Here is a 14,925-nt window from a genome sequence, read left to right on the forward strand (position 1 = left end):
AAGCACCTTGCCGACAAAACAGAATTTGTCCGGCTTGATCCCAGCGTATGGCGGGACGAACTCGAAGGTGTTCCGCTCGCTCGGCCCGCTCGCTCATTCCGCAAAGGCGGCGGCCTTCTGACGTGACAACAGACCTGCCCCAAGACCACTCCGGCCGGACCAGCATGCCGACACGTCCGCCGCAAGGACCGTCCCGGCCTACTAAGCGGGGTAGTAAGAAGGCCCTTTGCTCTCTGTGCGGTGCCGTCCTGAGAATCGACCGGCAGGAGGTCGCCGCAGTTCAGGAGCTGATCTTGAGGTCACGCATGGGAAAGCATCGCAAGGACAGCCGCTACCGGCGAATAATCATGGCTGCCGTCGCCGTGGGAGCCGTGGGCGCGCCGAGCGCCGCTCTGGCCTGCGTCGACTGGCAGGGTGGCGGAGGAAAGCAGACCCACACCGACGCGAAGGCCTCGACCCCGGTTTCCTGGAGCCACCCGGACCGGCCGCACCTCCTCTACGGCGAAGTGAACGTCGTGCCCAGCGCGACGCCGTCGCAGACTGCGACGGGCACCAAGCGCACTCCGAAGGCCGCGCCCAAACCCAAGGTCTCCATGCGTCCCCGCGCCACGCACACCGCGGCTCCCGGGCAGCGCACGGCGACCGCGCCCGTCAGCAGCCCGAAGGCCACCGCGACCCCCACCCCCACGGCGACCGCCACGGCATCGGCTGCCGCCCCCACGGCGCCCGCAGCCACCCCCACGGCCTCCGGGGTCACCGCCCGCGTCGTCGAACTCGTCAACGCCGAGCGCGCCAAGGTCGGTTGCTCACCCTTGACCGTGAACGCGACCCTCACCAAGGTCGCGCAGGCCCACAGCGACGACATGGCGGCCCACCAGAACATGTCGCACACCGGTTCCGACGGCTCCTCCCCGGGCGACCGGATCACGCAGGCGGGCTACAGCTGGAGCACCTACGGCGAGAACGTCGCCTATGGTTACGCCACTCCCGAGCAGGTCATGGCGGGCTGGATGTCCAGTCCCGGTCACAAGGCCAACATTCTCAACTGCGAGTTCAAGGAGATCGGCGTCGGTCTCGCCCAGCCCGACAGCTACTGGACCCAGGACTTCGGCACCGCCCAGTAGGCGGAACCTTCCACCCTGGCTGAGGCACGCCGCGGTGTTGACCGCTCTTCGCCTACGGCTCCGGTCCGGCCCCTCCCCGGCCGGTAGGGTCTGCTGCGGGCCGGGCTTCCGGCCCGCACGACCATGAGCGGCCCAGGAGACACGGTGCGGCAGGAGCACGGCAGCCCGGACAGCGAGCTGCGCTACCGGAGGGTCGCGGCCGAACTCCGTGAGGCGATCATCGCGGGCGAGTACGCCACCGGCGCGAAGCTGCCTCCCGAAGGGACGCTGGCCGAGCGCTACGGCGTCTCCCGGGGCACGATCCGGCACGCGCTGGCCATGCTGCGCTCGGACGGTCTGGTCACCTCCCGGCGCGGCACCCCGCGCACGGTGCTGGGCGGCCCCCGGGCGCAGAGTTTCTCGGAGCTGTTGAGCTTCACCAACTGGGCCCGCTCCATCGGCGAGACGCCGGGCGGCCGGCTGGACCGTGTGGTGCGCCGGCCGGCCGAGCCCTTCGAGGCCGGGCAACTGGGCCTGGAGCCGGGGGCGGAGGTGTACCTGGTGCTGCGGCTACGGACCCTCTCCGGGGAGCCGGTCATGGTCGAACGGTCCCTCTACCCGGCCCGGGTGGGCGTGCTGGTGGCCGAGCTGCCGGCGGACGTCGTCTCGCACACCGAGGCCCTCGTCACGCACGGTGTGCTCTTCACCGACGCCGACCACACCATCGACCTCGCATGGGCCGACAGCGATGACGCCCGGCTGCTGGACTGCCCGCCCGGGCAGGTACTGCTGCGCGAGCGGCGCCGCACGACGGATCCGGCGGGGGTGCCGGTGGAATGGTCCGAGGACCGTTACCTGCCCGGCACCATCGCCTTCACCGTGCACAACTCCGTGGCCGCCTCCACCCTGGGCCGCCGCCACAGACCCGGCACGGCAACCCCCGGTTCCTAGCCGCGCAGCAGCGCGGTGAGCAGCGGGAGGAAGTGTTCGAACGGCGGTGTGACGTCGTCCGGGTCCTTGGCCTCGTCGTCCCAGCGGCGGACGGCGACCGCGTCGGCCGCGCCCGGCAGCGCGGCGAACCGGGCCGCCTGTGCCGGGGTCATCACTCCGCCCTGGACCGCGAGGGTGTACTTCGACGCCTCGGACAGCTGGTCGTGGTAGCCCGGTTCCACCGCGCACAGATAGCGCTTGGCGGCCACGTGCAGCCGAACCGGCTCGGTGACCTCGAGCCCGAACCAGCGGCCCAGCAGGTCGGCACCGGTGTGACTGTGCCGGTTGTCGTTGCCGGCCATCAGCTCGCGGCCGGCAACGACATCGTCGTCGACGTGCCCGACGTCGTGCAGCAGCGCGGCGGCCACCAAATGCGGCGGGGCACCCGCGGCCTCGGCCCTGGCCCCGGCCTGCAGCATGTGCTGGGCCATGGAGACCGGTTCGCCCAGGTACTCCGTCGCCCCTGCCCCGGCGAACAGTTCGGCCAGCGGTTCCAGGGTGTCCGCGCGGCGCAGCACGGCCAGGGTGCTCGCCAGCCCGTCCAGGTCGGCGTAGCAGCCCTGCAGGTGACGCGCCCCGTCCTGGGCGAACGCGGTGCGGGCGTGCATCAGCCGGGTGTTGTCGAACACCAGGCAGTCGCCCGGCACCAGGCGCAGGTCCAGACGCAGCTCCGGGCGCAGCAGCAGCTCCGCGAAGGTGCGGTAGGCCGCGTAGAACGCCTCCAGTGCGTCGGCGGGCAGCCGCAGGGTGCCGATCGAGCGGTTGTTGAAGCGCACCTCGCGCACGCGGCCCAGCGGGTCGGTGTCGATCAGCGGACGGTCGGCGCGCAGTTCGGTCCCCGCGTCACGGAAGACGAACGGTACGGGTGTACGGGTGAGGACCTCGAACGCCTCCGGGTCCTCCCGTCGCAGCAGCGCGGCTGCGGCGAAGCCGTCGACGAGGCCAAAGTCGCCGCCGTCCGCGTCGTTCACCAGGCAGTGCAGCAGCTGCACGGTCGGGACCGGGTCCCGGTACGGGTTGTCGGTGTGCGGCGTGATGGCGGCCGAGGTGAAGGCGAGGTTGTTCGGGTCGGGCTCGACGCGTACGTCGAAGAGCTTGCCGTAGTTGGTCTCACGGACGTAGCCGAAGGTCTCCGCCACGGCGAGCACCTGGCCCTCGCGCTCGGGCACCCCGCGCAGCACCATGAAGCCCAGCCGCAGCACCGACTCCAGCATCCGCGCCCGCAGGGCCGGCTCGGCCAGGTACTCGTCCCAGCCCGCCGCGGGCACCCGGCCGACCAGATCGCGTGCCCTCCACAGTTCCTTTCCGGCTTCGGTGCGCCGGTCCCGGTACCCCGGTCCCCCCGGCCGATGGGCCTCCAGCCAGGCCTGCGGGTACGTCGAGCGGTGCCCGTCCGGGTCCCAGATCACCTCGACGGCCGGTTCCCCTGCGCCGTCCGCGACGGCAACCGCACCGACTCGCAGCCCCTCGGGCAGGGAGCCGATCTGGAACAGCTTCTGTCCGGAGCGCGGGTCGCGGCACTGTGTGCACGGGCAGTTGTCTCGGAGCCACATCACCGGCAGGTCGTCGATCGGGAAAGCGGGCAGGGGGGACACGTTCACTCCTCGGGCAAAGTTGTATAGCCAACTTCCCCGACCGTCACAGCCGGACACGTCCTGGGAGTGGCCCGAAGGTGGCGGCGAGGCGAATCCCGCCCCTCGTGCTCGGTGTCGCGGCTGACGCGTCGACGTCCGTGCCAGGCGTCGGCGAGCCGGTGAGCGTCACGTCCGCGCGGGACGGTAGGACGGGTAGTTTTTTGCGGCGGGCTGGGAGCGGCGTTCGGGGCGCCAGGTGCTCACGAGGGCAGCGGCGAGAAGGAGCTCGGCGATGTCGCCGCCGTAGTACATGATTTCGGCACCGCCCTGGACCTCGGGGATCGGGGCGTGGATGTCGACCCAGATGCCTGCGTACATCAGTTGCGCGATGGAGGCGTGCAGGGCGATGGCGCAGCCGAGGCAGACCAGCCGGGCCCGGACGCCGGGGCGGGCTGGGGCAGGATCGGGGCCGGCGATGACGTAGGCGAACAGACAGCCCGACATCAGGAAGTGGGCGTGCAGCAGCCAGTGCCCGGCCGCATGGGCCATGACGGTGTCGTAGAGCGGGGTGAAGTAGAGGACCGCGAGGCTGCCGGTGGACAGCAGCAGGGCGACGGCCGGATGGGCCGGCCAGCGGGCAGGTCGGCTGTGCACGACCGCGGTGACCTGGCGGGCGCGGTGTGCCGGCAGCGTCCGCAACAGGAGGGTGACGGGAGCGCCGAGCACCAGGGCGAGCGGGGCGTACATGCCGATCAGCAGGTGCTGGGCCATATGGCCGCGGAAGTCGGTGTGGGCGAGGGGTGCGATCGGCGGCAGGATCGCCGCTGCCAGCAGGGCCAGGCCGGTGGTGAACCAAGCCGTGCGCCAGGGGCTCCAGCCCCGCACCGGGTTGCGGAGCCGGGCCAGGCGGGCGAGGCGAAGATAGGCGCCCGCGCACGCCAGCAGGGCGAGCGCCGGCAGCAGTGTCTCCAGCAGGCCGCCTCCGGCGCTGTGGTGCAGGTGATGTGTGTCGTGGTCCATTACGCGGCTGTTCCGGCCAGGCGGGCGGTGGGGGCGTCGGGGTCGAAGGGCTGGCCACTGCGCTGAAGGAGCCAGCCGCCCGCGAGCAGCAGAGCGCCCAGGACGAGGAAGCCGATGTCCCACCAGACCTGATAAGGGCCGCCGTGGACATGGTGGATACCGAGGATGTGGTGGTCCAGAACACCTTCGACGAGGTTGAAGAGGCCCCAGCCCACCAGGATCCAGCCCCACAGCACCCGAGACGTCCACATCCGGCGGCGGTTGTGGGTGACCCGGGAGTAGAGAATCGCGAGGCCGATGAGGACCGCGATCCAGCACACGATGTGGAAGATGCCGTCCCAGAGGGTGTTCATCTCCAGCCCGGAGACCGTGTGGGGGTTGTAGTACTTGACGCCGATGCGGTCGTGGTTGGTGCTGCTGAGCATGTGGTGCCACTGCAGGAGCTGGTGCAGCAGGATGCCGTCGAGGAACCCGCCCAGCCCCACCCCCAGCACGATGCCCGGCAGCTGAAGGCCGACCGGCGTCAGACCGCTCCGGGCCCCGCTCGCGGTGGTGGTCGCCATCAGCCTGTCTCCGTCTCGTCCGTGCGGGTCTGCCGAACCTTCCCCTGTGTGCTTTCCCGGCCGCGCGGCCGTGGTGCCCCCGGAACGGCCGGTTCCTCCGCACGGCCTACGCGCGTACCGGGACCGCTCCGGCCCGTTCGGGGGCCCCGGTACGGCCTACGGTGCTTCAGCGTCCGTCGGCACGCACAGCCATGCGAGGCAGGCGGCGGTCAGATAGGCGAGCGCGCCGACGGCCATGCTGGTGCGCAGCCCGGCGCCGTAGTCGGTGTGCGTGGCCAGCAGGCTTCCCCCGAGTGCCACACCGGTGGCGCTGCCGATCTGGCGGGTGGTGTTGAACAGGGCGGATGCGGCCCCGGCGTACGCCGGTGACGCGGTACCCATCACCGTGGCGGTCGAGCCGGTGAGGGCGAAGGACGTACCGAACCCGGCGGCCATCATGGGAGCCACCAGCAGCGGGTACGCGGGAGCGGCCCCCGCCGCGGCCCAGCCGGCCAGCCCGAGGGCGGCCAGCACCATGCCGGAGACGACCAGCGGACGATCGCCGGTGCGGCGACTCAGCCGCCCGGACAGGACGGAGGCGAACATGGTCATCGCCACCGCCGGGAACAGGGCCGCCCCGGTGGCAAGGGCGCTGAAGCCGCGCTGGTGCTGGAAGGAGAGGCTGGCGGTGAACACCATCCCGTAGAAGCCGAAGTTGAACAGCAGACCGATGCCGGCCCCGCCGCTCAGCGCGCGTGAGCGCAGCAGGCTCAGCGGGAGAGCGGGCGATCGGGCGAGCCGCTCGCGCAGCACGAACGCCACGGCGGCCGAGGCGGCCAGCCCCAACCCGGCGAGAACGGCGGGGTCGGACCAGCCACGTCGTCCGGCCTCGTTGAGCGCGGCGGTCAGCAGCCCCACAGCCGCCGCGACGGCGCACTGCGCGGGCCAGTCCAGAGCCCGGTCGGCGTTCCGGGGCGAGGGCGCCACATGCCGCAGCGTCAGCAGCAGGCAGGCCACGCCGACGGGCAGATTGATGAGGAAGACCCAGCGCCAGCCCACGGTGGAGACCAGCAGCCCGCCCAGCAGCGGCCCGGCCGAGGCCGCGATGCCCGCCATCGATCCCCACAGGCCGAAGGCTCGTGAGCGTGCGGCCGGCGCCGGGTAGGCCTGCTGGAGCAGGGCCAGGGAGCCGGGCACGATCAGCGCCGCGCCGAGCCCTTCGACCAGTCGGCCCGCAACCAGGAAGGGGGCGGTCTGCGCGAACGCGCACGCGGCGGAGGACACGGTGAACACCGCCACGCCCGAGCAGAAGATCCGACGGTTGCCCAGCCGGTCGCCCAGCGCGCCGCCGGTCATCAGCAACCCGGCGAAGACCATGGTGTACCCATCCGTGATCCACTGGATGCCGGTGAGCGAGGCGGACAGGTCCCGGCCCACCACCGGCACGGCGACGTTGATGATCGTCACGTCCAGGATCACCATGAAGTACCCGGCGCACACCGCCAGCAGCGGTGCCAGGTACCGCCGCCCGGGCTGCGGGACCGACACAGGAGGGGGCGGGGGCTCGCCGCCACCGGCCGACTCCGCGAACGCCACGTCCCCAGCTCCCTCCCGTCCGCAGAAGCCCTGTCCGCACAAAAGCCACACTAACGGACGCATGCCCCATACTGCGGAAGGGTGTGGCGGACGGGTGGGCACACGGAGGAGCAGGCGGCGGCCGGCAGGGCCACTATGGGAGTGCCCACGAACTCACGAGCACGCTTCTACACGGCCACGGGAGCGCAGACCAATGGATCGCAGGGAGCGGGCGGGGCTCGACGACGCGAAGGGCGGTCGTGCGAATCCCCTCACGCAGTTGTCTCTTGAGCAGTTGCAGAAGCGTACGAGCATGAAGTGGCGCGTGTACCCCAAGGATGTGCTCCCGCTGTGGGTCGCGGAGATGGATGTGCCTCTCGCGCCTTCCATCGTCGAGGCGCTGCACACGACGATCGACCTCGGCGACACCGGCTACCCGCACGGGAGCGCCTACGCCGAGGCGCTCGCGGAGTTCGCCCGCGCGCGATGGGGCTGGGAAGACCTGCGCATCGCCCACACGGCGATCGTGCCCGACGTCATGATGGGCATCGTCGAAGTGCTCCGGTTGACAACCGACCCGGGTGACGCCGTCGTCGTGTGCTCACCGGTGTATCCGCCTTTCTACGCGTTCATCACGCACGCCGGCAGGGAGGTCGTCGAGGCGAAGCTCGGACAGGATCTGCGGATCGATCTCGGCACCGTGGAAGACGCCTTCGTACGAGCCCGAAGCCGGGGCCGCCGCGCGGCGTTCCTCTTGAGCAACCCGCACAACCCGACCGGCGTCGTCCACACCCGGGAGGAACTGCGCGCCGTCGCAGAGCTGGCCCGCAAACACGGCGTACGGGTGGTGTCCGACGAGATCCACGCCCCTTTGGTGCTGCCCGGGGCCGCCTTCACACCTTTCCTCTGTGTTCCGGGCTCCGAGAACGCCTTCGCGCTGATCTCGGCGTCCAAGGCGTGGAACCTCGCCGGCCTCAAGGCCGCGCTGGCGATCGCCGGCACCGAGGCGGCCGACGACCTTCGCCGCATGCCCGAAGAGGTCAGCCACGGCCCCAGCCATCTGGGGGTCATCGCCCACACCACGGCGTTTCGCGACGGAGGGGACTGGCTCGACGAACTGCTGCTCGGGCTCGACGCCAACCGGCGTCTGCTGGGGCAACTCGTCGAGGAACACCTCCCCGGCGTTCGGTACCGGCCGCCGCAAGGCACCTATCTGGCCTGGCTGGACTGTACGGAGCTGGGACCGCACAGCGACCAGCGGTCCGATGGCCCCGGGGTCGTGAGTGATGTGGCCGGACCGGCGAGGATGTTCCTGGACAAGGCCGGAGTGGCCCTCAGTTCCGGGCATGTCTTCGGTTCCGGCGGGGCGGGGTGTGTACGGCTCAACTTCGCGACGTCACCAGCCATCCTGCGCGAGGCCCTGACGAGAATGGGCGGCGCGCTGCGGGACCTGTGACAGGCGGCGCTTCCGCGTTTCGTAGCCGCGGATCCGGTCAGGCCGTCCTGGCCAGTTCGTCCGCCAGCGGCTCAAGGACATGCGGCGAGTAGGGCAACGGGAGGTAGACGACAGCGAGTTCGGCGCCCTCGGCAGCGAACGCGGCCGCGTCCGCGGCGGTCTTCGCGGGGTCACCGGTGTAGCGCACCTGCGCGGAGAGCCGGATCTCCGCCGGGTCGCGTCCGACGCTGCCGCAGTGCCGGCGCAGCACGTCGCGCGCTCTGCGGAACTGTTCGGGTGTTCCGGTGTCGAAGTTCCAGTGCTGAGCGAACCTCGCCGCGGTCCGTAGGGTGCGTTTCTCTCCGCTGCCACCGAGGCAGAGAGGGGGGTGAGGTCGCTGGATCGGCTTGGGGTTGCAGCGTGCGTCGGTCAGCTCGTAGTACGCGCCTTTGAATGTGGCGGTCCGGTCGGGGCCGAGCAGTGCGGTCAGCACCTCGCACGCCTCCTCGAAGCGGTCGCTGCGCTGTCGCGGGGTGCCGAGCTCGATTCCGTAGGCGTGGGACTCCTCTTGGTTCCAGCCGGTTCCGATGCCGAGTTCCAGCCGACCGCCCGAGATGACGTCGAGTGTGGCCGCCATGTTGGCGAGCACCGCTGGATGCCGATAATGGATGCCCGTGACCAGCGTGCCCATGCGCAGTCGTCGCGTCGCTTGGGCGAGGGCCGCCAGGGTGATCCAGCCTTCGAGGCGAGGGATCGTCGGGCTGGTTCCGTGCATGGCTTGAAAGTGGTCGGAGGTCCATCCGGACTCGAAGACCTCTATCTCGTCGGCTGCCCGCCATACATCGAGCAGAGCGTTCCAGGTGGTTCCCTGCGGTGACGTCTTGAAGGCGAAGCGCATCACGCCACGCTACGTAAGCGGTCGAAGGGTTTCCAGGGGTCCGGGTCCGGGGCTCAGACGCGGAGCCGGTAGGGCAGCATGCACACCACCACATCCGTACGCGCTCGCAGGACGGTGGCGAGGAGCAGTCCGCGCTGGTTCTGAAGGATCTCGTAGCGGCGGTGACGGGGTTCCACCTCGGGGATGAGGACGGCGATCTGCCGTCCGTCTCCCTCCTGGGCCACGCGCTGTACATAGTCGACCATCGGCTGTACGAGGGAGCGGTGCGGGCTGTCGATGATGTCGAGCCGGACACCGGGGTCCCAGCGCTCCCATGCCTCCCGCAGAGCGCGGGCCTTGTCGGGGTCGGCCTGGACGGCGACGGCGATCACCTCGTCCCCCAGGGCGAGGGCGGCGCCGATGGCGTGCCGCGCGAGTCTGCTGACGTCGCCGAGCGGAACGATGACCAGGCTCGCTGTACGCCGGTCGGGTGGGCCGGGGATACGGCCGAGTCCCAGCTCCTCCCCCACGGCGGTGTAGTAGCGCTGGATCCGGGCGAACAGCAGCATCATCAGCGGGACGGCGATGACGACCACCCACGCCCCTTCCAGGAATTTCGTGGTGAGGAGGATGACGCCGGCCAGGGTCGTCAGCAGCGCCCCGGTGCCGTTGATGAGCGCGCGCGGCTTCCACCCCTGGGGTTTCTGCCTCGCCCAGTGCCTGACGAGGCCGAGCTGACTGAGGGTGAAGCCGATGAAGACGCCGATGGCGAAGAGGGGGATCAGCCGGTGGGTGTCGGCGTCGACCGCGATGAGCAGCAGGGCGGCCATCAGGGCCAGGGCGACGACGCCGTAGCGGTAGACGGGGCGTTCGGCGCGCAGCCCGAACAGGTGGGGCAGCCGGTGGTCGCGGGCGAGCAGACTCATCAGCACCGGCAGTCCGCCGAAGCTGGTGTTGGCGGCGAGGAGCAGCACCAGGGTGACGATGATGTTGGTGGCGTAGTAGGCCCAGCCGGTGCCGTAGGCGCTCGCGGTGAGCTGTGCCAGTACGGTGACGCCGCCGCGCGGGGCCACATGGTCGCGGCGGATCAGCACGGCCAGGCCGACCAACATGAGCCCCAGCAGGGCACCCAGCATGAGTTCGGTGCGCTGGGCGCGCCTGAATCTGGGGGTACGGAAGGTCGGCACCGCGTTGGCGATGGCCTCCACACCGGTCAGGGCCGAACAGCCGGAGGAGAACGCCTTGAGGATGAGCAGCAGACCCAGCGTCTCCTGCGCCGGGAAGGACCGTGCCGTACCGACGACGGCCGCGGGATGTGAGCGGAGCAGGCCGAGGACGATGACTCCGATGATGGCCACGATGAACAGCGTGGTGGGCAGCATCAGCACCCGGGCGCTCTCGGTGACGCCCCGAAGGTTCACGCCCGTCAGCAGAACAAGGCCCGCCAGGCAGACGAGCAGCTTGTCATGGGCGAGTACGGGGAACGCGGAGGCGAGCGCGTCGGCGCCGGCGGCCAGACTGACGGCCACGGTGAGCACGTAGTCGACGACCAGGCTCGCGGCGGCGAGCAGGCTGGAGGTCGGACCCAGTTCGCACTTCGCGACGGCGTAGGCGCCTCCGCCGTCCGGGTGTACGGCGATGACCTGGCCGTAGGAGATGACCAGTGCCGCGAGCAGAAAGGTGATCGCCAGCGTGATGGGCAAGGTCGCACTCAGCGCCCCGGTGCCGGCGGCCACGAGTGCCAGCACGATCGCCTCAGGGCCGTACGCCACCGAGCTGAGCGCGTCCAGTGACAGCGCGGCCAGCCCTTCCAGACTGGTGAGGTGGTCTTTCTCCCCCTCGCCGGGACGCAGCGGCACCCTCGGTCTCAGCTCACGTCGTGCCAGGCCATACGCCATCGGGACCTCGTCGGGGCCGGTCGGACAGTCGAACGGTCGCAGTCAGTGTCCGTCGTGGGGCGGGCGTCCGCTTCCTGGTGCGGCCCGGGCGGGTCGGTCGGTGTGGCGGGTGTGGGAGGACCGGCCTTCTCCAGCCCGGAGCCGGGAGGGAGAAGGCCGGTCACAGTCCTCCGTCCCGGTGCCTGGCGTGCCCCGGACGGACGCCGACGGTGTCCCGGACGGCCTTGAGGCGATGCTGACACGTCTGACGGGAGGACAGGGAACGGGTCGTCAGGCATGCGCCAGACGCCTGAGGTCCTCAGGACATGGCCGCCGCCGACACGTGCGGCCGCTCCGGCGGCCGCTGCGGTGACGTCGGCACGGCCAGCACCATGGTCAAGCCGCCGCCGGGCGTGTCCTCGGCATGCAGCGTGCCGCCCACGGCCTCGGCGAACCCGCGTGCGACCGCCAGACCGAGGCCCACGCCGACACCACGAGGCGAGTCGCCGTACCGCTGGAAGGGTTCGAAGATCCGGTCCTTGGCCTCGTCCGGGACCCCGGGGCCCCGGTCGACGACCCGCACCTCCACCCGGTCGGCGAGGGCGCTCGCCGACACCAGGACCCTCTCTCCCGGCGGGCTGTACTTGACGGCGTTCTCGACGACGTTGGCGACGGCCCGCTCCAGCAGCCCCCGGTCGACGTACACCATGGGCAGGGTCTCGGGGATGTCCAGTTCCACACTGCCCTCGGGCACCCCGCCGAGCGCCATGGGCACGACCTCGTCGAGGTCGGTCTCGCGGATGATCGGGGTGACGGTGCCGGTCTGGAGACGGGACATGTCCAGCAGGTTCCCGACGAGGAGGTCGAGCCGGTCGGCGCCCTCCTCGATCGCGGCCAGCAGCTCTGCCCGGTCCTCCTCGGACCACTCGACGTCGTCGGAGCGCAGCGAGGTCACCGCGGCCTTGATACCGGCGAGCGGGGTGCGCAGGTCATGGCTGACGGCGGCGAGCAGCGCGGTCCGTATGCGGTTTCCCTCGGCCAGTTCCTTGGCCTGCTCCGCCTCGTGCTGCAGGCGCTGGCGGTCCAGGACGACGGCGGCCTGCGCGGCGAACGCGGCCAGCACCCGCCGGTCGGCGGCCGGCAGCACCCGGCCCCGCAGAGACAGCGCCATGTGGTCGCCGACCGGTACGTCCACGTGCGCGTCCTCCGGGACCTCCGCGGGCTCGGGCCCCACACTCCCGGCGCAGGTCCAGGGCGCCGTCTCGCCGGTTCGCTCCAGCAGCGCCACCGACTCCATGCCGAAGGTCTCGCGGACTCTCTCCAGCAGCGCCTCCAGCGTGGTCTCGCCGCGCAGCACGTTCCCGGCGAGGAAGGACAGGATCTCCGACTCGGCCCGCAGCCGGGCCGCCTGCTGGGTGCGCCGGGCCGCGAGGTCCACCACCGAGGCCACCGACACGGCGACACCGAGGAAGATCGCGATGGCGACGATGTTCTTCGGATCGGCGATCGTCAGGGTGTGGACGGGCGGAGTGAAGTACCAGTTGAGCAGCAGGGAACCCACCACGGCGGAGGCGAGCGCGGGGAAGAGCCCGCCCAGCAGGGCAGCCGCCACCGTCAGGGCCAGGTACAGCAGCATGTCGTTGGCAAGGCCGACGTCCGGAGTGACACTGGTGAGCAGCCAGGTCAGGGACGCGGGGCCGAGCACGCCGACGACCCAGCCCCAGATGAGCCGCGACCGTCCGAGCCGCGCTCCGCGTGCCACCGGCAGTCCGCGGCCCTTGCCGGCCTCGTCGTGCGTGATGAGGTGGACGTCCAGATCGGGACCGGACTCGCGGGCGACCGTGGCACCGACACCGGGACCGAAGACGTACTGCCAGCTTCTGCGACGCGAGACCCCGAGGACGATCTGGGTCGCGTTCACGCCGCGGGCGAAGTCGAGCAGGGCCGCCGGGATGTCGTCACCGACGACGTGATGGAAGGTCCCGCCCAGATCCTCGACCAGCGTGCGCTGAACGGCCAGTTCCTTCGGCGAGGCGCTGTTGAGGCCGTCGCTGCGGGCGATGTAGACGGCGAGCACCTCGCCGCCCGCGCCCTTCTCGGCGAGGCGTGCGGCACGCCGTATCAGGGTCCGTCCCTCGGGACCGCCGGTCAGGCCGACCACGATCCGCTCGCGCGAACCCCAGATGGTCGACACCCGGTGCTCGCTGCGGTACTCGTTCAGGTATTCGTCGACCCGTTCGGCCACCCACAGCAGCGCCAGTTCCCGGAGCGCGGTCAGGTTGCCGGGCCGGAAGTAGTTGGCGAGGGCCGCGTCGACCTTGTCCGGCTTGTAGATGTTGCCGTGGGCCATACGGCGGCGCAGCGCCTGAGGTGACATGTCGACCAGTTCGATCTGGTCGGCGCGCCGTACGACCTCGTCGGGTACGGTCTCCTGCTGCCGGATGCCGGTGATCGACTCGACCACGTCGCCCAGCGACTCCAGGTGCTGGATGTTGACGGTCGAGATCACGTCGATCCCGGCCGCGAGCAGCTCCTCGACGTCCTGCCAGCGCTTGGTGTTGCGCGAGCCGGGGATGTTCGTGTGCGGCAGCTCGTCCACCAGGGCCACCTGAGGGTGGCGTGCGAGGACGGCGTCCACGTCCATCTCGGTGAACGTACTGCCTCGGTACTCGATCTCCTTGCGCGGCACCTCTTCCAGACCGTGCAGCATCACCTCGGTGCGCGGCCGGTGGTGGTGCTCCACGAAGGCGACCACGCAGTCGGTCCCCCGCTCGATACGACGGTGTGCCTCCGACAGCATCGCGTACGTCTTGCCGACGCCGGGTGCCGCGCCGAGGTAGATCCGGAGCTTGCCGCGTGCCATGTCATTCCTCGAAGCGGTAGCCCATGCCGGGCTCGGTGATCAGATAGCGGGGGTGGGAGGGGTCCGTCTCCAACTTGCGGCGCAACTGCGCCATGTAGACCCGCAGATAGTTGGTCTTGCTGCTCTGGGAGACGCCCCAGACCTCCTGGAGGAGGTACTTCTGCGTGACCAGCCGACCGGGGTTGGTGACCAGGATCTCCAACAGGTGCCATTCGGTGGGCGTCAGCCGGACGTCCCGCCCGCCCCTGACGACCTTCTTGGCGAGCAGGTCGATGGTGAAGTGCCCCGTCTCGACCACGGTCGTTTCCCGGCCGACCGGGGAGTCCTCGGTACGGCGGACGGCGGCCCGCAGCCGGGCCAGCAACTCGTCCATGCTGAACGGCTTGGTGATGTAGTCGTCGGCGCCCGCGTCGAGCGCGGCCACCTTCTCGTCGGACGCCTGACGGGCCGACAGCACCAGGATCGGCACCCGGGTCCAGCCGCGCAGGGCCCTGATGACGTCGACGCCGTCCATGTCGGGCAGCCCGAGATCGAGCAGCACGACGTCGGGCTGGCCCGCGGCAGCGAGTCGGAGGGCCGTGGCCCCGTCCGGAGCCGCGTCCACGCTGTAGTGACGTGCCTGCAAGTTGATGACGAGGGCCCGTACGAGCTGCGGGTCGTCCTCCACCACGAGCACCCGGGTCATGGGTGTGCGTCTCTCCTGTCCTACGTGGGGCCGTGCGCGCCGGAAGCGGGGCAACCGCCCTCATGGCTGCGGGAGTCGGGGCCCGGGACGCCTCCCGGACCCCGACTCCCGTGTGGGTCACGTGACTCCCTCAGTGCTTGGCTGTGAGGTCCTTGAGTGCGATGTTGAGCTCCAGGACGTTGACGCGGGGTTCGCCGATGAAGCCGAGGGTGCGGCTGGCCGTGTGGTCCTTGACCAGCTTCTCCACCTGTGTGAGCGGCAGATGGTTCTTCGCCGCGATGCGGTGGATCTGGAGGTCGGCGTAGGCCGTGGAGATGTCCGGGTCCAGGCCCGAGCCCGAGGACGTGACCGCGTCGGCGGGCACCTGCGCGGGCCGGACGGTGT

At 70.7% G+C, this 14,925-nt stretch carries 12 protein-coding genes; 3 read left to right on the forward strand and 9 right to left on the reverse strand.

Features of this window, described 5'->3' with window-relative positions:
* Nucleotides 1-305: 305 nt before the first annotated feature.
* Both AB0L95_RS34475 and AB0L95_RS34480 read left to right on the forward strand, forming a co-directional pair.
* The gene (locus AB0L95_RS34475; protein WP_365168746.1) at nt 306-1,124 is read left to right on the forward strand and encodes a CAP domain-containing protein; all 819 of its coding nucleotides are present in this window, start codon (nt 306-308) and stop codon (nt 1,122-1,124) included.
* A gap of 144 nt (nt 1,125-1,268) precedes the next feature.
* Entirely contained in the window at nt 1,269-2,054 is a 786-nt protein-coding gene (locus AB0L95_RS34480; protein ID WP_365168748.1) for a GntR family transcriptional regulator, read from the forward strand.
* Here the strand turns inward: AB0L95_RS34480 and AB0L95_RS34485 are convergent.
* The 4 genes from AB0L95_RS34485 to AB0L95_RS34500 all read right to left on the reverse strand — a co-directional run bounded on the left by AB0L95_RS34485 (nt 2,051) and on the right by AB0L95_RS34500 (nt 6,747).
* Nucleotides 2,051-3,688: a TauD/TfdA family dioxygenase gene (locus AB0L95_RS34485; protein WP_365168751.1), complete on the reverse strand. Its 1,638-nt coding sequence runs from the start codon at nt 3,686-3,688 to the stop codon at nt 2,051-2,053. The genes AB0L95_RS34480 and AB0L95_RS34485 overlap by 4 nt on opposite strands.
* A gap of 165 nt (nt 3,689-3,853) precedes the next feature.
* A complete protein-coding gene (locus AB0L95_RS34490) occupies nt 3,854-4,687 on the reverse strand; it encodes a cytochrome c oxidase assembly protein (RefSeq protein ID WP_365168753.1) in 834 nt (277 codons plus the stop codon).
* Nucleotides 4,687-5,250: a DUF2243 domain-containing protein gene (locus AB0L95_RS34495; RefSeq protein WP_365168756.1), complete on the reverse strand. Its 564-nt coding sequence runs from the start codon at nt 5,248-5,250 to the stop codon at nt 4,687-4,689. The genes AB0L95_RS34490 and AB0L95_RS34495 overlap by 1 nt, the downstream gene beginning before the upstream one ends.
* Nucleotides 5,251-5,406: 156 nt before the next feature.
* Nucleotides 5,407-6,747, reverse strand: coding sequence for an MFS transporter (locus tag AB0L95_RS34500; RefSeq protein ID WP_365168781.1), 1,341 nt, complete (start codon nt 6,745-6,747; stop codon nt 5,407-5,409).
* A 271-nt stretch (nt 6,748-7,018) separates the two neighbouring features.
* Between AB0L95_RS34500 and AB0L95_RS34505 the strand changes: the two genes are divergently transcribed.
* The gene (locus AB0L95_RS34505) at nt 7,019-8,260 is read left to right on the forward strand and encodes a MalY/PatB family protein (protein WP_365168759.1); all 1,242 of its coding nucleotides are present in this window, start codon (nt 7,019-7,021) and stop codon (nt 8,258-8,260) included.
* Between the two features lie 37 nt (nt 8,261-8,297).
* On the opposite strand, the gene AB0L95_RS34510 is transcribed toward AB0L95_RS34505, so the two are convergent.
* The 5 genes from AB0L95_RS34510 to AB0L95_RS34530 all read right to left on the reverse strand — a co-directional run.
* Nucleotides 8,298-9,137: an LLM class F420-dependent oxidoreductase gene (locus tag AB0L95_RS34510; RefSeq protein WP_365168762.1), complete on the reverse strand. Its 840-nt coding sequence runs from the start codon at nt 9,135-9,137 to the stop codon at nt 8,298-8,300.
* 53 nt (nt 9,138-9,190) lie between these two features.
* Nucleotides 9,191-11,014, reverse strand: a complete 1,824-nt coding sequence (locus tag AB0L95_RS34515; protein ID WP_365168765.1) for an APC family permease — start codon at nt 11,012-11,014, stop codon at nt 9,191-9,193.
* Nucleotides 11,015-11,312: 298 nt separating this feature from the next.
* Entirely contained in the window at nt 11,313-13,856 is a 2,544-nt protein-coding gene (locus AB0L95_RS34520; RefSeq protein ID WP_365168769.1) for a sensor histidine kinase KdpD, read from the reverse strand.
* Nucleotide 13,857: 1 nt separating this feature from the next.
* A complete protein-coding gene (locus tag AB0L95_RS34525) occupies nt 13,858-14,541 on the reverse strand; it encodes a response regulator transcription factor (RefSeq protein ID WP_365168772.1) in 684 nt (227 codons plus the stop codon).
* Nucleotides 14,542-14,671: 130 nt separating this feature from the next.
* Nucleotides 14,672-14,925 (reverse strand): potassium-transporting ATPase subunit C (locus AB0L95_RS34530; RefSeq protein WP_365168775.1); only part of this gene is annotated, 254 nt, incomplete at its 5' end.

This window comes from Streptomyces sp. NPDC052036, assembly GCF_040680495.1.
In the GTDB taxonomy this organism is placed as follows: domain Bacteria; phylum Actinomycetota; class Actinomycetes; order Streptomycetales; family Streptomycetaceae; genus Streptomyces.

Coding starts and splice junctions, on each gene's coding strand:
- AB0L95_RS34520 (WP_365168769.1), bottom strand. CDS start 13,856: ATGGCACGCGGCAAGCTCCGGATCTACCTCGGCGCGGCACCCGGCGTC.
- AB0L95_RS34475 (WP_365168746.1), top strand. CDS start 306: ATGGGAAAGCATCGCAAGGACAGCCGCTACCGGCGAATAATCATGGCT.
- AB0L95_RS34490 (WP_365168753.1), bottom strand. CDS start 4,687: ATGGACCACGACACACATCACCTGCACCACAGCGCCGGAGGCGGCCTG.
- AB0L95_RS34515 (WP_365168765.1), bottom strand. CDS start 11,014: ATGGCGTATGGCCTGGCACGACGTGAGCTGAGACCGAGGGTGCCGCTG.
- AB0L95_RS34505 (WP_365168759.1), top strand. CDS start 7,019: ATGGATCGCAGGGAGCGGGCGGGGCTCGACGACGCGAAGGGCGGTCGT.
- AB0L95_RS34525 (WP_365168772.1), bottom strand. CDS start 14,541: ATGACCCGGGTGCTCGTGGTGGAGGACGACCCGCAGCTCGTACGGGCC.
- AB0L95_RS34510 (WP_365168762.1), bottom strand. CDS start 9,137: ATGCGCTTCGCCTTCAAGACGTCACCGCAGGGAACCACCTGGAACGCT.
- AB0L95_RS34495 (WP_365168756.1), bottom strand. CDS start 5,250: ATGGCGACCACCACCGCGAGCGGGGCCCGGAGCGGTCTGACGCCGGTC.